At 63.3% G+C, this 19,386-nt stretch carries 15 protein-coding genes; 9 read left to right on the forward strand and 6 right to left on the reverse strand.

Features of this window, described 5'->3' with window-relative positions:
* Nucleotides 1–117: 117 nt before the first annotated feature.
* Nucleotides 118–471, reverse strand: coding sequence for a hypothetical protein (locus C2H86_RS19905; protein WP_159409466.1), 354 nt, complete (start codon nucleotides 469–471; stop codon nucleotides 118–120).
* Between the two features lie 275 nt (nucleotides 472–746).
* Here C2H86_RS19905 and C2H86_RS19910 point away from each other — a divergent pair, with 275 nt between their 5' ends.
* The gene (locus C2H86_RS19910; protein WP_159409467.1) at nucleotides 747–5,612 is read left to right on the forward strand and encodes an NAD-glutamate dehydrogenase; all 4,866 of its coding nucleotides are present in this window, start codon (nucleotides 747–749) and stop codon (nucleotides 5,610–5,612) included.
* Nucleotides 5,613–5,763: 151 nt separating this feature from the next.
* On the opposite strand, the gene ppsR is transcribed toward C2H86_RS19910, so the two are convergent.
* Nucleotides 5,764–6,582: a posphoenolpyruvate synthetase regulatory kinase/phosphorylase PpsR gene (gene ppsR / locus C2H86_RS19915; RefSeq protein ID WP_103449905.1), complete on the reverse strand. Its 819-nt coding sequence runs from the start codon at nucleotides 6,580–6,582 to the stop codon at nucleotides 5,764–5,766.
* A gap of 190 nt (nucleotides 6,583–6,772) precedes the next feature.
* On the opposite strand from ppsR, the gene ppsA reads away from it, so the two are divergent.
* From ppsA to C2H86_RS19955, 8 genes are all read left to right on the forward strand, one after another.
* Nucleotides 6,773–9,148, forward strand: a complete 2,376-nt coding sequence (ppsA, locus tag C2H86_RS19920; protein WP_159409468.1) for a phosphoenolpyruvate synthase — start codon at nucleotides 6,773–6,775, stop codon at nucleotides 9,146–9,148.
* Between the two features lie 102 nt (nucleotides 9,149–9,250).
* Nucleotides 9,251–10,243 (forward strand): alpha/beta fold hydrolase, encoded by a 993-nt coding sequence (locus tag C2H86_RS19925; RefSeq protein WP_240349615.1) that lies wholly within the window; start codon nucleotides 9,251–9,253, stop codon nucleotides 10,241–10,243.
* A 132-nt stretch (nucleotides 10,244–10,375) separates the two neighbouring features.
* Nucleotides 10,376–10,867, forward strand: coding sequence for a ribonuclease E activity regulator RraA (gene rraA / locus C2H86_RS19930; protein ID WP_085674904.1), 492 nt, complete (start codon nucleotides 10,376–10,378; stop codon nucleotides 10,865–10,867).
* 27 nt (nucleotides 10,868–10,894) lie between these two features.
* On the forward strand, nucleotides 10,895–11,890 hold the full coding sequence (locus tag C2H86_RS19935) for a zinc transporter ZntB (RefSeq protein ID WP_159409470.1): 996 nt from the start codon (nucleotides 10,895–10,897) through the stop codon (nucleotides 11,888–11,890).
* A gap of 93 nt (nucleotides 11,891–11,983) precedes the next feature.
* Nucleotides 11,984–12,247, forward strand: coding sequence for a CrfX protein (locus C2H86_RS19940; protein ID WP_103449775.1), 264 nt, complete (start codon nucleotides 11,984–11,986; stop codon nucleotides 12,245–12,247).
* A 2-nt stretch (nucleotides 12,248–12,249) separates the two neighbouring features.
* Nucleotides 12,250–13,074, forward strand: coding sequence for a mechanosensitive ion channel family protein (locus tag C2H86_RS19945; protein ID WP_159409471.1), 825 nt, complete (start codon nucleotides 12,250–12,252; stop codon nucleotides 13,072–13,074).
* Between the two features lie 113 nt (nucleotides 13,075–13,187).
* Entirely contained in the window at nucleotides 13,188–13,754 is a 567-nt protein-coding gene (gene sigX, locus C2H86_RS19950) for an RNA polymerase sigma factor SigX (protein WP_060508105.1), read from the forward strand.
* A 110-nt stretch (nucleotides 13,755–13,864) separates the two neighbouring features.
* Entirely contained in the window at nucleotides 13,865–14,902 is a 1,038-nt protein-coding gene (locus C2H86_RS19955) for an OmpA family protein (RefSeq protein WP_159409472.1), read from the forward strand.
* Nucleotides 14,903–14,976: 74 nt separating this feature from the next.
* Here the strand turns inward: C2H86_RS19955 and cobA are convergent, their stop codons facing one another.
* From cobA to C2H86_RS19975, 4 genes are all read right to left on the reverse strand, one after another.
* Nucleotides 14,977–15,717: a uroporphyrinogen-III C-methyltransferase gene (gene cobA / locus C2H86_RS19960; protein ID WP_159409473.1), complete on the reverse strand. Its 741-nt coding sequence runs from the start codon at nucleotides 15,715–15,717 to the stop codon at nucleotides 14,977–14,979.
* A gap of 27 nt (nucleotides 15,718–15,744) precedes the next feature.
* Entirely contained in the window at nucleotides 15,745–17,412 is a 1,668-nt protein-coding gene (locus C2H86_RS19965; protein ID WP_159409474.1) for a bifunctional protein-serine/threonine kinase/phosphatase, read from the reverse strand.
* 9 nt (nucleotides 17,413–17,421) lie between these two features.
* On the reverse strand, nucleotides 17,422–18,633 hold the full coding sequence (locus C2H86_RS19970) for a nitrate/nitrite transporter (protein ID WP_159409475.1): 1,212 nt from the start codon (nucleotides 18,631–18,633) through the stop codon (nucleotides 17,422–17,424).
* 172 nt (nucleotides 18,634–18,805) lie between these two features.
* Nucleotides 18,806–19,381, reverse strand: coding sequence for an ANTAR domain-containing response regulator (locus tag C2H86_RS19975; RefSeq protein WP_110632488.1), 576 nt, complete (start codon nucleotides 19,379–19,381; stop codon nucleotides 18,806–18,808).
* Nucleotides 19,382–19,386: the final 5 nt, after the last annotated feature.

Consider the following 19,386-nt stretch of genomic DNA (forward strand, 5'->3'; position numbering starts at 1 on the left):
CTGATTGGCCCGAAACAAACGTAGGAGCGAGCAAAGCTCGCGATGCGCCGCGCGGGCGGCGCTCGGTCTCGCAGGCGCTGCAAATCGATCCGCATGCACCCAGCAGCCACAAAAAAATCAGAGCTCGCTGACGAAGGTGCCCGTGCCATCGAGGATGTTCTTCAGGGTCAGCGCCACTTCTTCCAGGTCAGTCCCCGCCGAAGTCAGCACGATCTCCAGCGCTTCATCTCCCTTCAATGCATCCCGATCCCCGGCCGCCACCTCGATCAGCAGGCGTTGCGCACTCAAGGTCGCCTTCAGCCCATCCAGGGTCGACGGCTCGTCATCCAGGGTCAGGTCGACGGTGTCTTCATCCGGATAACGGGTCAGCAGAAACATCTGCCCCTTGTCGCTGTGGCAGCACAAGGTCGCCATGTTGTCTTCCTCGTCATCGCAAGGGGTGGCGAACAGCAGGGCGGTCTTGATTTGCATGGCAACGGCTCGGGTTTGTGGAAATGAGAGGGAATTCTGACAGCCTTGCACACATCCATAAACGTAAAGTTGCCAGCCCTTGACCGAAATTGTCGCAGCCTCGCAAGCGGCAATGACCGCTCAGTCGTTAAGCTTCGGCGAGCCCTGAACGTGCCTGCCACGTTCAACGTCTGGTTTTTACCGTCCGGCTTGCCATGGGTTGGCTATTGTTGATCCGTACATGGCGGACGTGCGCGACGCTTCAACTAATACAAAGCCCAAGCGGAGTACCACAGATGGCGTTCTTCACCGCAGCCAGCAAAGCCGACTTCCAGCATCAACTGCAAGCGGCCCTGGCGCAGCACATCAGCGAACAGTCCCTGCCACAAGTGGCGCTATTCGCCGAGCAGTTCTTCGGCATCATCTCGATGGACGAACTTACCCAGCGCCGGCTTTCTGACCTGGCCGGCTGCACCCTGTCGGCGTGGCGCATCATCGAGCGCTTCGACCCCGAGTACCCGCAAGTGCGGGTGTACAACCCCGATTACGAACGCAATGGCTGGCAATCGACCCACACCGTGGTCGAAGTGCTGCACCACGACCTGCCGTTCCTGGTCGACTCGGTACGCACCGAGCTGAATCGCCGCGGCTACAGCATCCACACCCTGCAGACCACGGTGCTGAGCGTGCGCCGGGGCGCCAAGGGCGAACTGCTCGAACTGCTGCCCAAGGGCACCCAGGGCGAGGACGTGCGCCACGAGTCGCTGATGTACCTGGAGATCGACCGCTGCGCCAATGCCGCCGAGCTGACCGTGCTGGCCCGCGAGATCGAGCAGGTGCTGGCCGAAGTGCGCGTGGCGGTGGCTGATTTCGAGCCGATGAAAGCCAAACTGCGCGAAGTCGTCGCTGAAGTGGAGAACACCGCCTACGGCCCGGCCCAGCATGAAAAGGGCGAGGTCAAGGCCTTCCTCGAATGGCTGCTGGACAACCACTTCACCTTCCTCGGCTATGAAGAATTCACCGTCCAGGCCGACAGCGACGGTGGCCAGATGGTCTACGACGAACAGTCGTTCCTCGGCCTGCCGCGCCGCCTGCGGGTAGGCCTGACGGCGGAAGAACTGCGCATCGAAGACTACGCCGTGGCCTACCTCAACGAGCCGCTGCTGCTGTCGTTCGCCAAGGCTGCACTGCCCAGCCGCGTGCATCGCCCGGCCTACCCGGACTATGTGTCGATCCGCCAGCTGGATGCCGATGGCAAGGTCATCAAGGAACACCGCTTCATGGGCCTGTACACCTCGGCGGTGTACGGCGAAAGCGTGCATGCCATCCCTTACATCCGCGTGAAGGTCGCCGAAGTCGAGCGCCGTTCCGGCTTCGACCCGAAAGCGCACCTGGGCAAGGAGCTGGCCCAGGTGCTCGAAGTGCTGCCGCGCGACGACCTGTTCCAGACCCCGATCGACGAGCTGTTCAATACCGTGATGTCGATCGTGCAGATCCAGGAACGCAACAAGATTCGCGTGTTCCTGCGCAAGGACCCGTACGGGCGCTTCTGCTACGGCCTGGCCTACGTGCCGCGCGAGATCTACTCCACCGAAGTGCGGCAGAAGATCCAGCAGGTGCTGATGGAGCGTCTGAAGGCCAGCGACTGCGAATTCTGGACCTTCTTCTCCGAATCGGTGCTGGCGCGTGTGCAGCTGATCCTGCGGGTCGACCCGAAGAACCGCATCGACATCGACCCGCAGCAGCTGGAAAACGAAGTGATCCAGGCCTGCCGCTCGTGGCAGGACGACTACTCGGCGCTGGTCATCGAGAACTTCGGCGAAGCCCAGGGCACCAACATCCTCGGCGACTTCCCCAAGGGCTTCCCGGCGGGCTACCGCGAGCGCTTCCCGGCGCATTCGGCGGTGGTCGACCTGCAGCACGTGGTGGCACTGTCCGAGAGCAAGCCGCTGGCGATGAGTTTCTACCAGCCCCTGACCCGCCTGGGCGAGCGCCTGCTGCATTGCAAGCTGTACCACGCCGACACCCCGCTGGCGCTGTCTGATGTGCTGCCGATTCTGGAAAACCTTGGCCTGCGCGTGCTCGGCGAGTTCCCTTACCGCCTGCGCCACGCCAGCGGGCGTGAGTTCTGGATCCATGACTTCGCCTTCACCTACAGCGAAGGCCTGGACCTGGACATCCAGCAGCTCAACGACACCCTGCAGGATGCCTTCATCCATATCGTCAAGGGCGACGCTGAGAACGACGCCTTCAACCGCCTGGTGCTCACTGCCGGCCTGCCATGGCGTGACGTGGCGCTGCTGCGTGCCTATGCCCGTTACCTCAAGCAGATCCGTCTGGGCTTCGACCTCGGCTATATCGCCAGCACCCTGAACAATCACACCGACATCGCCCGCGAGCTGACCCGGTTGTTTAAGACCCGCTTCTACCTGGCGCGCAAGCTCACCAATGAAGACCTGGATGACAAGCAGCAGCGCCTGGAACAGGCGATCCTCACGGCCCTGGACGAGGTCCAGGTGCTCAACGAGGACCGCATCCTGCGGCGCTACCTGGACCTGATCAAGGCCACCCTGCGCACCAACTTCTACCAGTCGGATGCCAACGGCCAGAACAAGTCGTACTTCAGCTTCAAGTTCAACCCCAAGCTGATTCCCGAGCTGCCCAAGCCGGTGCCGAAGTTCGAGATCTTTGTCTATTCGCCACGGGTCGAGGGCGTGCACCTGCGCTTCGGCAACGTCGCCCGCGGCGGCCTGCGCTGGTCGGACCGCGAGGAAGACTTCCGCACCGAAGTGCTGGGCCTGGTCAAAGCCCAGCAGGTAAAGAACTCGGTGATCGTGCCAGTGGGCGCCAAGGGCGGCTTCCTGCCGCGCCGGCTGCCGCTGGGCGGCACTCGCGACGAGATCGCCGCCGAGGGCGTGGCCTGCTACCGCATCTTCATCTCCGGCCTGCTCGACATCACCGACAACCTCAAGGAAGGTGGCGTGGTGCCGCCGGCCAATGTGGTGCGTCACGATGACGACGACCCGTATCTGGTGGTGGCGGCCGACAAGGGCACCGCGACTTTCTCCGACATCGCCAACGGCATTGCCATCGACTACGGCTTCTGGCTCGGCGATGCGTTCGCCTCGGGTGGCTCGGCCGGTTATGACCACAAGAAGATGGGCATCACCGCCCGCGGCGCGTGGGTTGGCGTGCAGCGCCACTTCCGCGAGCGCGGCATCAACGTGCAGCAGGACCCGATCACCGTGATCGGCGTCGGCGACATGGCCGGCGACGTATTCGGCAACGGCCTGCTGATGTCCGACAAGCTGCAACTGGTGGCGGCGTTCAACCACCTGCACATCTTCATCGACCCGAACCCGGACCCGGCCACCAGCTTCATCGAGCGCAAGCGCCTGTTCGACCTGCCGCGTTCGGCCTGGAGCGACTACGACACCAGCATCATGTCTGAAGGCGGCGGGATTTTCCCGCGCAGTGCCAAGAGCATCGCCATCAGCCCGCAGATGAAAGAGCGCTTTGCCATCGAGGCCGATCGCCTGACCCCGACCGAGCTGCTGCACGCGCTGCTCAAGGCGCCGGTCGACCTGCTGTGGAACGGCGGTATCGGCACCTACGTCAAGGCCAGCAGCGAAAGCCACGCCGATGTCGGCGACAAGGCCAACGATGCACTGCGGGTCAACGGCAACGAGCTGCGCTGCAAGGTGGTGGGTGAGGGCGGCAACCTCGGCATGACCCAGCTCGGCCGTGTCGAATTCGGCCTGCATGGCGGCGCCACCAACACCGACTTCATCGACAACGCCGGTGGCGTGGACTGCTCCGACCACGAGGTCAATATCAAGATCCTGCTCAACGAAGTGGTGCAGGGTGGCGACATGACCGAGAAGCAGCGCAACCAGCTGCTCGGCAGCATGACCGACGAAGTCGCCGGCCTGGTGCTGGGCAACAACTACAAGCAGACCCAGGCGCTGTCGCTGGCCGCCCGCCGCGCCCGCGAGCGGATCGCCGAGTACAAGCGCCTGATGGCCGACCTCGAAGGCCGTGGCAAGCTGGACCGGGCCATCGAGTTTCTGCCGTCCGAGGAGCAGTTGGCCGAGCGTCTGGCTGCCGGCCAGGGCCTGACCCGTGCCGAGCTGTCGGTGCTGATCTCGTACAGCAAGATCGACCTCAAGGAGCAGCTGCTCAAGTCGCTGGTACCCGACGACGACTACCTGACCCGCGACATGGAAACCGCCTTCCCGCCGTCGCTGGTCAGCAAGTTCGCCGATGCCATGCGCCGTCACCGCCTGAAGCGCGAAATCGTCAGTACCCAGATCGCCAACGACCTGGTCAACAACATGGGCATCACCTTCGTCCAGCGCCTGAAGGAGTCGACCGGCATGAGCCCGGCCAACGTCGCCGGGGCTTACGTGATCGTGCGCGATATCTTCCACCTGCCGCACTGGTTCCGCCAGATCGAGGCGCTGGACTACCAGGTGCCGGCGGAAATCCAGCTGACCCTGATGGACGAGCTGATGCGCCTGGGCCGCCGCGCCACCCGCTGGTTCCTGCGCAGCCGACGCAACGAGCAGGATGCGGGGCGTGACACTGCACACTTCGGGCCGAAGATCGCCCAGCTGGGGCTCAAGCTCGACGAGCTGCTGGAAGGCCCGACCCGCGAGCGCTGGATGGTGCGTTACCAGAGCTTCGTCGACGCTGGCGTACCGGAGTTGCTGGCGCGCATGGTTGCCGGTACCACCCACCTGTACACCCTGTTGCCGATCATCGAGGCCTCGGACGTCACCGGGCATGACCCGGCGCAGGTGGCCAAGGCGTTCTTCGCCGTGGGCAGCGCGCTGGACCTGACCTGGTACCTGCAGGAAATCAGCAACCTGCCGGTGGAAAACAACTGGCAGGCCCTGGCCCGCGAGGCGTTCCGCGACGACATCGACCTGCAGCAGCGGGCGATCACCATCTCGGTGCTGCAGATGGTCGATGCTCCGGAAGACATGGACGCCCGTGTGGCGCTGTGGGCCGAGCAGCACCGGGTGATGGTCGAGCGCTGGCGCGCCATGCTCGACGACCTGCGCAATGCCACCGGCACCGACTATGCGATGTACGCGGTGGCCAACCGCGAGCTGGTCGACCTGGCGCTGAGCGGGCAGGCGGCGGTGCTGCCGTCCTGAGTCAGGTGCTGAGGTAAAAGAAAGCCCCGGCAGCGATGCCGGGGCTTTTTTTGTACTCCTGTGCCGGCCTCTTCGCGGGGCAAGCCCGCTCCTACAGGGATCGCGCGATCTTGTAGGAGCGGGCTTGTCCCGCGAAAGGGCCGGTGCAGGCTTACTTGAATCTGCGCTCCACGCCTTTTTCGACCAGGATCTTCGCCGAAATCTCTTCCACCGAGAAATGCGTGGAATTGATGTTGGGAATGTTCTCCCGGCGGAACAGGTTCTCCACCTCGCGCACCTCGAACTCGCACTGGGCAAAGCTCGAATAGCGGCTGTTGGGCTTGCGCTCGTGGCGAATGGCGGTCAGGCGGTCGGGGTCGATGGTCAGGCCGAACAACTTGCTGTGGTGCTTTTTCAGCACCGCCGGCAGTTGCAGGCGCTCCATGTCGTCCTCGGTCAGCGGGTAGTTGGCGGCGCGGATGCCGAACTGCATGGCCATGTACAGGCAGGTCGGGGTCTTGCCGCAGCGCGACACGCCGACCAGGATCAGGTCGGCCTTGTCGTAGTAGTGGGTGCGCGCACCGTCATCGTTGTCCAGGGCAAAGTTCACCGCCTCGATGCGTTCCATGTAGTTGGAATTGCCGCCAATCGAGTGCGATTTGCCCACGGAATACGACGAATGGGCCGTCAATTCCTGCTCAAGCGGGGATAAAAACGAAGAAAAGATGTCGATCATGAAGCCGTTCGACGTCGCCAGGATCTCACGGATGTCCTGATTGACGATGGTGTCGAAGATGATCGGCCGCATGCCATCGCGCTCTGCGGCAGCGTTGATCTGCTGCACCATGGTCCGCGCCTTTTCCGGGCTGTCGATGTACGGACGGGTGAATTTACTGAACGGAATGCTTTCGAATTGAGCGAGCAGGCTCTGGCCCAGGGTTTCGGCGGTGATGCCGGTGCCATCGGAGATGAAGAACGCGGTTCGTTTCATTTGCGATCTGGGCCTTAAGCTGATGACGTTTCTTGGATATGATAAGTTCGGTTTGCCGAACGTGGCTGTCAGCATTCTGCCATATTTTGCGAACCTATTTTCCAGGTACAGGCCACAAGCGTCCGGCCCAGTCAACGAAGGCAGGCGGGCGCCCTTGAGTTTTTCCAATACAGTTAGTGGAGAGATCACCTTGGTAGAGTACGTAGTTTCCCTCGATAAGCTCGGCGTCCACGATGTGGAGCATGTGGGGGGCAAGAACGCATCCCTGGGCGAGATGATCAGTAACCTCGCTGGTGCCGGCGTGTCGGTGCCGGGCGGCTTTGCCACTACGGCTCAGGCGTACCGTGACTTTCTCGAACAGAGTGGCCTGAACAACCAGATTCATGCGGCCCTCGACGCCCTCGACGTGGATGACGTCAACGCCCTGGCCAAGACCGGCGCGCAGATCCGCCAGTGGGTGATGGAGGCCGAATTCCCGGCTCGCCTGGATGCGGAAATCCGCACCGCCTTCGCCGAAATGTCCAAGGGCAACGACAACATGGCCGTGGCCGTGCGTTCCTCGGCCACCGCCGAAGACCTGCCGGACGCCTCGTTCGCCGGTCAGCAGGAAACCTTCCTCAACATCCGTGGCGTCGACAACGTGATCCGCGCGGCCAAGGAAGTGTTCGCCTCGCTGTTCAACGACCGCGCCATCGCCTACCGCGTGCACCAGGGCTTCGACCACAAGCTGGTTGCCCTGTCCGCTGGCGTGCAGCGCATGGTCCGTTCGGAAACCGGCACTGCCGGCGTGATGTTCACCCTCGACACCGAGTCGGGCTTCCGTGACGTGGTGTTCATCACCGGCGCCTACGGCCTGGGTGAAACCGTGGTGCAGGGTGCGGTCAACCCTGACGAATTCTACGTGCACAAGCAGACCCTGGAGGCTGGCCGCCCGGCCATCCTGCGCCGCAACCTGGGCAGCAAGGCGATCAAGATGGTCTATGGCGACGAAGCCAAGGCCGGTCGCTCGGTCAAGACTGTCGAGGTCGACCGCGCCGAGCGTGCACGCTTCTGCCTGAGCGACGACGAAGTCAATGAGCTGGCCAAGCAGGCAATGATCATCGAGCAGCACTACCAGCGCCCGATGGACATCGAATGGGCCAAGGACGGTGACGACGGCAAGCTGTACATCGTCCAGGCCCGCCCTGAGACCGTGAAGAGCCGCGCCAGCGCCAACGTCATGGAACGTTACCTGCTCAAAGAGAAGGGCACCGTGCTGGTCGAAGGCCGCGCCATCGGCCAGCGCATCGGCGCCGGCAAGGTCCGCGTGATCAACGACGTGTCCGAGATGGACAAGGTGCAGCCGGGCGACGTACTGGTCTCCGACATGACCGACCCGGACTGGGAGCCGGTGATGAAGCGCGCCAGCGCCATCGTCACCAACCGTGGCGGGCGTACCTGCCACGCGGCGATCATCGCCCGTGAGCTGGGCATCCCGGCCGTGGTCGGTTGCGGCAACGCCACCCAAGTGCTGAAAGACGGCCAGGGCGTGACCGTATCCTGCGCCGAAGGCGATACCGGCTTCATCTTCGAAGGCGAGCTGGGCTTCGACGTCAAGCAGAACTCGGTGGACGCCATGCCGGAGCTGCCGTTCAAGATCATGATGAACGTCGGCAACCCGGACCGCGCCTTCGACTTCGCCCAGCTGCCTAACGCAGGCGTGGGCCTGGCGCGTCTGGAATTCATCATCAACCGCATGATCGGCGTGCACCCCAAGGCGCTGCTGAACTACGCCGGCCTGCCTGCCGACCTGAAAGAAAGCGTCGACAAGCGCATCGCCGGGTACAACGACCCGGTCGGCTTCTATGTCGAGAAGCTGGTCGAGGGCATCAGCACTCTGGCAGCGGCCTTCTACCCGAAAAAGGTCATCGTGCGCCTGTCGGACTTCAAGTCCAACGAGTACGCCAACCTGATCGGCGGCAAACTGTACGAGCCGGAAGAAGAAAACCCGATGCTGGGCTTCCGCGGCGCCTCGCGCTACATCAGCGAGTCGTTCCGTGACTGCTTCGAGCTCGAGTGCCGTGCGCTGAAGCGCGTGCGCAACGAAATGGGCCTGACCAACGTCGAGATCATGGTGCCGTTCGTACGCACCCTGGGCGAAGCCAGCCAGGTCGTCGACCTGCTCGCCGAAAACGGCCTGGCCCGCGGCGACAATGGCCTGCGCGTGATCATGATGTGCGAGCTGCCGTCCAACGCGATCCTCGCCGAGGAGTTCCTCGAGTACTTCGACGGCTTCTCGATCGGTTCCAACGACCTGACCCAGCTGACCCTGGGCCTGGACCGCGACTCGGGCATCATCGCCCATCTGTTCGACGAGCGTAACCCGGCGGTGAAGAAGCTGCTGGCCAACGCCATCCAGGCGTGCAACAAGGCCGGCAAGTACATCGGCATCTGCGGCCAGGGCCCGTCGGACCACCCGGACCTGGCCAAGTGGCTGATGGAGCAGGGCATCGAAAGCGTGTCGCTGAACCCGGACTCGGTCCTGGAGACCTGGTTCTTCCTGGCCGAAGGCCAGGGCGCAGCCTGATGCGGTAAATTGCGGGGGCGCGTCTGGCGCGCCCCCGCCTGGTTTTTTCCAGGGCGGGTTCCAGTGATGGATCACGCCCTTTTTTGTGCACCAAGCAACCTTATGCAAAGCAGCAGCAACCTTTTTCCCGTGGCCTTGCTCAGTGCCGAGCGTCGCGGCGACCTCAGCGAAGACGTGTACCGGATCAAGGCCGGCAACGGCCCTGATCCCAGCGTCGAGCTGGCCGTGACCCGCCTGGGCCTGGCTGATCAAGGCCGGCCCCTGGGCGTGCCGGTGATTCTGCTGCATGGCAGTTTCTCCAACCGGCGCTTCTGGTATTCGCCCAAGGGCATCGGCCTGGGGGCTTATCTGGCGCGGGCCGGGTTCGATGTGTGGATACCGGAGATGCGCGGCCACGGCTTGTCACCACGTAATCGCAACTGGAAGCACAACAGCGTGGCCGACTACGCCCGCGACGACCTGCCGCTGATTGCGGCATTCGTTCGTGAGCAGTCTGGCCAGGCGCCGCACTGGGTTGGCCATTCCCTGGGGGGAACCACCTTGGTGGCGGCCCTGGGTGGCGGCTTCCTCGAGTCCGGCCAGGTGGCCAGCGCGGCGCTTTTCGGTACCCAGATCAGCCGTGTCTACTGGCCGCTCAAGGTGCCGCCTCTGACCTGGGGGGCGAAAATGCTGCTCAAGCGTTGGGGGCAGATTTCCGGGCCGCGGTTCAAGCGCGGGCCGGAGGACGAGCCGATCGGCCTGGCCCTTGAGAGCATGCGCTGGCATGGCCTGTTCGGGCGCTTTGGCGACAAGCAGAACGACTGGTGGGCGGGGCTGGCCGACGTGGATGTGCCGTTGCTGGCGGTGGCCGGCGCCGGGGACTTCCAGGACCCGGTGTGGGCTTGCCGCAAGCTGTTCGATCAGCTGGGTGGCGAGCGCAAGCAGTTCCTGCGCCTGGGCCGTGAAGAGGGTTTCGAGGCCTTTGGGCATGTCGACATGCTGGTGAGCAAGGCGGCGCAGGCGCAGGTCTGGCCGCTGGTGGAGCGCTGGTTGCGCGATCCGCTGTTGCCAGTGCATGTGTCGACGGTGGCGGCCGAGCCTGTGCCTGTTGGCTGAATCTGCTTCGCCTGGGCCGGCCTCTTCGCGGCACAGGCAAAACTTGACTGCTCAGTCCCGGATGACTGCGACAGCTTCTACGGTGTAGCCTTGGCCGATACCCGCTTTCGTTGTGACTGACAGGAGCTTCCCATGCAGCATTACGTAACGCCCGACCTGTGTGACGCCTACCCGGACCTGGTACAGGTGCTGGAACCGATGTTCAGCAACTTCGGTGGCCGCGATTCCTTCGGTGGCCAGATCGTCACCATCAAGTGTTTCGAAGACAACTCGCTGGTCAAGGATCAGGTCGAGCTCGATGGCAAGGGCAAGGTCCTGGTAGTCGACGGTGGCGGCTCGCTGCGCCGTGCGCTGCTCGGTGACATGCTCGCGGAGAAGGCCGCCAAGAACGGCTGGGAAGGCCTGGTGATCTACGGCTGCGTGCGAGACGTCGACGTACTGATCCAGACCGACGTCGGTGTGCAGGCGCTGGCCAGCCACCCGATGAAAACCGACAAGCGCGGTATCGGTGACCTCAACGTGGCCGTAACTTTTGCCGGGGTCACCTTCCGCCCGGGCGAGTACCTGTATGCCGACAACAACGGCGTGATCATTTCGCCAAGCCCGCTGAAAATGCCGGAGTGACGCGTCGTACGCGCTGATGGAGCTTTGATGTTCGAGGAAGACAACGCGCAGTGGGGGCTGGTGCATGCCCTGGTGCTCGATGGTAAAGGCAGCGCGCGTTCGATCGCCCGGACCGAGCTGGACGACCTGCAGCTGCAGCCACACGAAAGTCTGTGGCTGCACTGGGATCGCAGTCATCCGCAAACCCGCACCTGGTTGCTGCAAGACAGTGGCCTGAGCGAGTTCGCCTGCGACCTGCTGCTGGAGGAGAACACCCGGCCACGGCTGTTGCCGCAGGCCGGTGAGCAGATGCTGCTGTTCCTGCGCGGGGTCAACCTCAACCCGGGCGCCGAGCCCGAGGACATGGTTTCGGTACGCATCCATGCCCAGGCGCAGCGGGTGATTTCGCTGCGCTTGCGGCCATTGCGTGCCAGCGATGAGATCCTTCAGCAGCTTGAAGAGGGCAGGGGACCGAAATCGGCGTCTGAACTGCTGTTGTTGATGGGCGAACTGCTGACCGAAAAAGTCCAGAGCCTGGTCAGCGACCTCTCGGAGCTGGTCGACGACGAAGAAGAAAAGGTCGAATCCGACGAGCGGTATTCACCGGAGCATGGCAGCCTGCAGCAAATCCGTCGTCGCGCCGCGGGGTTGCGCCGGTTCCTGGCGCCACAGCGGGAAATCTATGCCCAGCTGTCGCGTAGCAAGTGGAGCTGGTTCTGCGATGCCGACGCCGATTACTGGAACGAGCTGAACAACAGCCTGATCCGCTACCTCGAAGAGCTCGAACTGACCCGCGAGCGGGCAGCGCTGGTGCTGGAGAGTGAAGACCGTCGGCGCAGCGAGCGGATGAACCGGACCATGTACCGCTTCGGCATCATCACCTGCATCTTCCTGCCCATGAGCTTCATCACCGGGCTGCTCGGCATCAACGTCGGCGGCATTCCGGGGGCGAGCAACCCTTATGGCTTCCTGCTTGCCTGCATCGTCGTGCTGGGCCTGGCGGTAGGGCAGTGGTGGTTGTTCCGGCGGTTGCGCTGGGTATGAAGGTGGCGAGTCATCTTGAAACATTCGTTCCACTGCGATGTGTGACCCATCGCCCGGCCACCTCGTCTCTGAGTGACACTGCGCGAGGTGCCTATGCACGATCCGTTTGAAGAATCCCTGCGTGACCTGCTCAAGGCGTCGCCCTCCGGCGAGGAGCGAGACGATGCCGCGTGCCTGGGTCGCGTGCTGAAAACCGCCAACCGCCAGGTCGGTGCCGGTGATCTGTTCAGCCTGCTTGGCCGCTGGAGCCAGGCGCTGCTGATCGCCGTGAACAATGGCTCGGCGCACGTTGCGCCGGTGCGTCGACACTCTACCCGCAACGCTGCCAATGGCAGCAAAGCAGATAAGGCCGATTGAATATGGAACTCGATCTCTGGACCCAGAGCCTGGTCACTGCGATGACCGCCCTATGGACCAAGGTAGCGAACTTCATCCCCAACCTGTTCGGCGCGCTGGTCGTGGTGCTGCTCGGTTTCGTGGTGGCCAAGCTGCTCGACACACTGCTTTCCAAGCTCCTGGCCAAGTTCGGCCTGGACCGCCTGATGGCCGGCACCGGGGCGACCAAGATGCTTGGCCGGGTTGGCATCCAGGTGCCGATATCGACCTTGATCGGCAAGGTTGTCTATTGGTTCGTATTGCTGATCTTCCTCGTCTCGGCCGCTGAATCGTTGGGCCTGGAGCGGGTTTCGGCAACTCTCGACATGCTCGCCTTGTACCTGCCCAAGGTGTTCGGCGCAGCCCTGGTACTGCTGGCCGGCGTACTGCTGGCGCAGGTGGCCAACGGCCTGGTGCGCGGCGCGGCGGAAGGGATCGGCCTTGAATACTCCGCAGGCCTGGGGCGCATCACCCAAGGCCTGGTGATCATCATCAGCATCTCGGTGGCCATCAGCCAGCTCGAGGTCAAGACCGACCTGCTCAACCACGTGATCGTCATTGGCCTGATTACCGTTGGTCTGGCCGTCGCGCTTGCCATGGGCCTTGGCAGCCGCGAAATCGCCGGGCAGATTCTGGCCGGCATCTACGTTCGTGAACTCTACCAGGTCGGCCAGCAGGTGCGGATTGGAGAGGTTGAAGGAATGATCGAAGAGATCGGCACGGTCAAGACGACGCTGTTGACCGATGATGGCGAACTGGTGTCGTTGTCCAATCGCGTGCTCCTCGAACAGCGAGTCAATAGCCGCTAACCGCACAAAAGCTGTTAATGTATGCCGCCGCGAAAATCGCCCCATGGGGCTGAGCGGCGACATTGACCTGACTGTCGGCCAGATCCGTTTTGAATAAAGTTCATTCGCCGCCCATGCGTTATGACCCCCGCGAACTCACCGACGAGGAGTTGGTGGCGCGTTCGCATGAGGAGCTGTATCACGTAACCCGCGCCTATGAGGAGCTCATGCGGCGCTACCAGCGGACCCTTTTCAACGTCTGTGCACGTTATCTGGGGAACGACCGCGACGCTGATGATGTCTGTCAGGAAGTGATGCTGAAGGTGCTGTACGGTCTGAAGAACTTCGAGGGCAAATCCAAGTTCAAGACCTGGCTCTACAGCATCACCTACAACGAATGCATTACCCAGTACCGCAAGGAGCGTCGTAAACGCCGGTTGATGGATGCCTTGAGTCTGGACCCTATAGAAGAGGCGTCCGAAGAGAAGGCTCCGAAACCGGAAGAGAAAGGCGGGCTGGACAAGTGGCTGGTGCATGTGAACCCGATCGACCGGGAGATTCTGGTGTTGCGCTTTGTCGCGGAACTGGAATTTCAGGAAATCGCCGATATCATGCATATGGGCTTGAGCGCAACGAAAATGCGCTACAAGCGCGCGCTAGACAAGCTTCGTGAGAAATTTGCAGGTTTGGATGAAACTTAGTCCCTTGTAAATATCTCTAACGGATCGGCGAGTTCTGCTAGACTTGCCGTCGAGTTGTCCCCCGGATGTTGGTGGGACTGCTTAACTATCACCAGATGGGGATTTAACGGATGAAATTGAAAAACACCTTGGGCTTGGCCATTGGCTCGCTCGTCGCAGCTACTTCGTTCGGCGTTATGGCTCAAGGCCAGGGCGCAGTCGAAATCGAAGGTAACGTTACCAAGCAGTACTACGACAGCGAACGTAACTTCAAGAACGACGGCACCAATCCTGGCGTTCGTCTGGGCTACTTCCTGACTGACGACGTATCCCTGGACCTGGGCTACAACGAGACTCACAACGCTCGTGGTGAAGTCTTCAACAAGGACATCAAAGGTTCCAAGGCCAAGCTGGACGCTACCTACCACTTCGGTACCGTCGGCGACGCTCTGCGTCCGTACGTTTCCGCTGGTTTCGCTCACGAAAGCCTGGGTCAGGCCACTCGTAGCGGCCGCGACCACTCCACCTTCGCCAACGTTGGCGCTGGCGCCAAGTGGTACATCACCGACATGTTCTTCGCCCGTGCCGGCGTTGAAGCCATGTACAACATCGACAACGGCAACACCGAGTGGGGCCCGTCCGTTGGTGTGGGTCTGAACTTCGGCGGTAGCGGTGGCAAAGTTGAAGCTGCTCCGGCGCCAGTTGCTGAAGTCTGCTCCGACTCCGACAACGACGGCGTTTGCGACAACGTCGACAAGTGCCCAGACACCCCAGCCAACGTTACCGTTGACGCTGATGGCTGCCCGGCTGTTGCCGAAGTCGTTCGCGTTGAGCTGGACGTCAAGTTCGACTTCGACAAGTCGGTCGTCAAGCCAAACAGCTACGGTGACATCAAGAACCTGGCTGACTTCATGAAGCAGTACCCACAGACCACCACCGTGGTTGAAGGTCACACTGACTCCGTCGGCCCAGACGCTTACAACCAGAAGCTGTCCGAGCGTCGTGCCAACGCTGTGAAGCAGGTCCTGACCCAGCAGTACGGCGTAGAATCCAGCCGTGTTGACTCGGTTGGCTACGGCGAAACCCGTCCGGTTGCCGACAACGCCACCGAAGAAGGCCGCGCTATCAACCGTCGCGTTGAAGCTCAGGTAGAAGCCCAGTCCAAGTAATTGGCCTGAAGCCTCAATGAAAAACCCGGCCTCGGCCGGGTTTTTCTTTGCCTGAAATTTGTGCGGCTAAAGCATTACCCGGCCTCTGCCACCCATTCCTGCATCACCTGCTCCCCAACCACATCCCCAATTACCAGAATCGCCGGGCTGCGCAGCCCGAACACTTGCGCATCCTTCACCATCGCCGCTACATCACTGCGGCACTCCCGCTGCTGCGGCAACGACGCATTCTCGATCATCGCCACTGGCATCCCAGCCGCCATGCCACCATCCAGAAGCCCCCGGCGAATCTGCTCCAGCCGTGCCACGCCCATGTACACCACCAAGGTCGTGCCACCTTGCGCCAACGCCGCCCAGTTCAGCTCGCTGTCATCCTGGGTGTGCGCGGTCACCAGCGTCACCCCGCGGCTGAGCCCGCGCGAAGTCAGCGAGATCCCGCACCGGGTTGCACCGGCCAGCCCGGCGGTGATGCCGTTGACCAGCTCCACTTCGATGCCATGGCCTTGCAGCCACAGTGCTTCCTCGCCGCCACGGCCAAAGATGCACGGGTCACCGCCCTTGAGGCGCACCACGCAACGCCCCTGCCGTGCATGACGCAGCATCAGGCGCTGGATGAAGGCCTGGGGTGTGGAACGACAACCGCCACGTTTGCCTACGGCAATGACCCTGGCTTGCGGACAGTGTTCCAGTACGGCCGGGTTTACCAGGTCGTCGATCATCACTATCTCGGCCTGTTGCAGCGCGCGCACGGCCTTGAGCGTGAGCAGTTCAGGGTCGCCAGGGCCGGCACCGACCAGCCAGACTTTTGCATTCATCAGGGTTTCCTCATCGGCAGGACGCGTTCAACCCTTGAGCAGGGCGAACAACAGAATCAGGTTGCACAACAGCGACAGCAGGGCCAGGGTTCGCCAGACCTTCAATGGTTCGCGCTCAAGCAAGGGGCGTGGGCGGCTGGGCAATTCCTGGCGGTCACCGAGCTCGAGCAGCAGCAGCCACTGTTCGGCGGTTTCAAAGCGTTGCGCCGGGTCTGCTGCCACGGCTTGCTGCAGGTTGTGCTGCAGCCATTCGGGCAGATCGGGGCGATAGCGTGAGGCATTGACCGCCTGGCTGAAGCGCGGGCGCTGGAAGGCCTCGATCTCGCCGTAGGGGTAATGCCCGGTCAGCAGGTGATAGAGCGTGACGCCGACTGCATACAAGTCCTGGCGCGGGCTGGGCGGCTGGCCTTCGAAGGCTTCCGGGGCAATGAACGAAGGCGTGCCGGGTAGCTCGTGCAGTGGATCCTGAGAGAGGCCGGGGCAGTACGCCAGGCCGAAGTCCAGCAGGCGTAACTGGCCGTCATCACCCAGATGCAGGTTGTCGGGCTTGATGTCGCGGTGCAGCAGGTTACGCCGGTGCAGTACGCCGACCGCTTGCAACAGCTGGCGGGCTACTTCCATCCACTGCGCAAGCGGTAGCGGGCCATGGCTGGCCAATTGCGTCGCGAGGGTCTTGCCGCTGTGTTCGCGCATCACGTAGTACAGGTGCTGGCGCTGGCTCGCGGCATGCAGTTCGGGGAAGTGACGGCCAGCGACCCGGCGCAGGAACCACTCCTCCAGCAGCAGGCCCTGGGCGGCGCCGGGTTCCTGTTCGCGCTCGCCGGGCAGGGTTTTCAGCAGCCAGGGCTGGCCCTGGGTATCGCGTACCCGGTAGAGCAGCGACTGGCGGCTGTGTGCCAGGCGCGTCTCGATCTGCCAGCCATCGAGCGCCTGGCCCTCGCGTAGCGGCCCAGGCAATGGCCATTGCTGCAGTTGCACCAGGGTGTCGCCGAGGTTGGCCGTGCCCAACTGCTCGACCCGCACCAGCAAGGCGCTGGCGTTGTCCTGGCTGCCGTTGTGATGGGCGCTGGCAACCAGGGTGTCGGCGGCCGACTGCAGGTCGGGCTGCTCACGCAGCACGGCCTGGATGTGCTGGTCGCCAAGGCTGGCCCAGACGCCGTCGCTGAGCAACAGGTAGCACTCGCCAGTCTGCAGTTCGCCGTCCAGGTAGTCGACCAGCAGGTGCTGGTCCAGGCCCAGTGCACGCTTGAGCACGTGCTGCATGCCGGGTTGGTCCCAGACGTGGTCTTCGCTCAGGCATTGCAGGTGACCGGCGTGCCAGCGATAGGCCCGGCAATCGCCCACGTGTGCCAGGGTGAAGCGGCGCCCGCGTAGTACCAGGGCGCTCAGTGTGGTCAGCAGCGGCTGGCTGCCCTGGGCGCGCAACCAGCGGTTCTGTGCCAACAGCAGGCGGTCCAGGGCCTGGGCCACGCCCCAGGTGGCGGGCGTGGCGTAATAGTCCATGGCCAGCGCCTGCAGGCTGGCGCGGGCAGCCAGGCCGCCGTCGGCGCACTGGCTGACGCCATCGGCGAGGGCGAACAGGTAGCCCTTGCTGGCGGCCAGTTCCGTTGCCGGCGTGACCAGGCGCAGGGCGTCCTGGTTCTCCGTGCGTGGCCCGGTGGCGCTGGCCTGGGCGAAGCTAAGCTGCAGGCTCATCGTCGTGCCTCAGACCCGCGCAGCGGTAACCGCTGCCGAGCCCCAGGTGGTGCGCCAGCGCTGCTTGACCCCGTGCAGGCCGAACCAGGCGAGCAGGCCAAGGCTGGCGAACAGCCACAGGCCCAGCTGATAGTCGCCGGTGTGCTGCTTGATGGCGCCGAGCCCTGCTGCCAGCAGGAAGCCGCCGATGCCACCGGCCATGCCGATCAGCCCGGTCATCACGCCGATCTCCTGGCGGAAGCGTTGTGGTACCAGCTGGAACACCGCGCCATTGCCGGCGCCGAGGCCGAGCATGGCACTGACGAACAGCGCCAGGGCGGCTGCCGCGCTCGGCAGGTTGAAGCCGACTGCCGCGATGCAGATGGCAGCCACGCTGTACATGCCGAGCAGCGTGCGGATGCCGCCGAAACGGTCGGCCAGGGCGCCACCCAGCGGGCGCATCAGGCTGCCGGCGAACACGCAGGCGGCGGTGTAGTAGCCAGCGGTAACCGGGCTCAGGGCGTACTGGTCGCTGAAGTAGCCGGGCAGGGCGCTGGCCAGGCCGATGAAGCCGCCGAAGGTGACGCTGTAGAAGAACATGAACCACCAGCTGTCACGGTCGCCCAGGGCTTTGAGGTAGTCGGCTGCCGCCTTGGGCTTGGGCCGTTGCGGAGCATTGCGGGCAAGCAGGGCGAACAGCACCAGGGTCAGCAGCAGCGGGAGCACGGCAAAGCCGAACACATTGTTCCAGCCAAACCCGGCGGCCAGCACCGGGGCCAGCAGGGCGGCGAACACGGTGCCGGAGTTGCCCGCACCTGCGATGCCCATGGCCTTGCCCTGATGCTGCGGCGGGTACCACTGCGACGCGAGCGGCAACGACACGGCGAACGAGGCACCGGCAACACCGAGGAATACACCCAGCAGCAGGGCCTGCTCATAGGTGTGCACGCCCAGGTACCAGGCGCCGGCCAGGGCGACGATGACGATTACCTGGCCGATCAGGCCAGCGGTCTTCGGCGACAGGCGATCGACCAGCACACCCATGACGAAGCGCAGCACTGCACCGGCAAGGATCGGCGTAGCCACCATCAGCCCCCGCTGCTGGGCGCTCAGTTGCAGGTCAGCGGCGATCTGCACCGCCAGCGGGCCAAGCAGGTACCAGACCATGAAGCTCAGGTCGAAATACAGGAACGCGGCGAACAGCGTGGGCACATGCCCGGATTTCCAGAAGCTGGTACTCATCGAACACCTCACTCGGCAATGCAACGGAAACGAAAAAGACGCCGCTACCCGGTCCACTGGCGTGGAGGGGAGAGCGACGTCTTTGTCGGGAGTTTTATGAGGCAACCGCCGTTGGCTACCGGTGAAATATCTTCAGCAAGAGCTGGGCCAACTCTGGTCTGGTGAGGCGGCCTCAGCCCAGCATTTCATGCATGGCGATGATCTGCTCGGCCACCTGGATCAGCTTCTGCTGGCGGCTCATGGCCTGCCGACGCATCAGGGTGTAGGCCTGCTCCTCGTTGCAGTCTTTCATCTTCATCAGCAACCCCTTGGCCTGCTCGATGCGCTTGCGCTCGGCCAGTTGCTGGTCGCGGGCCAACAGCTGGGCCTTGAGCGCCTGGTCGCTCTCGAAGCGCGCCATGGCGACATCGAGAATGGGCTGCAGCCGCGCCGCATGGATGCCTTCGACGATGTAGGCGCTGACCCCGGCCTGGATCGCCTGGCGCATTACCGCCGGGTCATGCTCGTCGGTGAACAGCACGATGGGCCGTGGCTGGTCGCGACTGACCAGCACCACCTGCTCCATCACGTCACGGTCGGGTGAGTCGGTATCGATCAGCACCACGTCCGGGCGCACCGTTTCGACGCAGGCCGGCAGGTCGATGGTCAGGTCTGGCGCCTCGATCACTTCGAATCCGGCTTCGCGCAGTGCGGCCTTGAGGCGGCCAACCTTCTTCTGGGTGTCGTCGATCAGCAGGATGCGCAGCATGGTGA

The sequence above is a fragment of the Pseudomonas putida genome, from assembly GCF_009883635.2.
Taxonomy (GTDB): Bacteria; Pseudomonadota; Gammaproteobacteria; order Pseudomonadales; family Pseudomonadaceae; genus Aquipseudomonas; species Aquipseudomonas putida_W.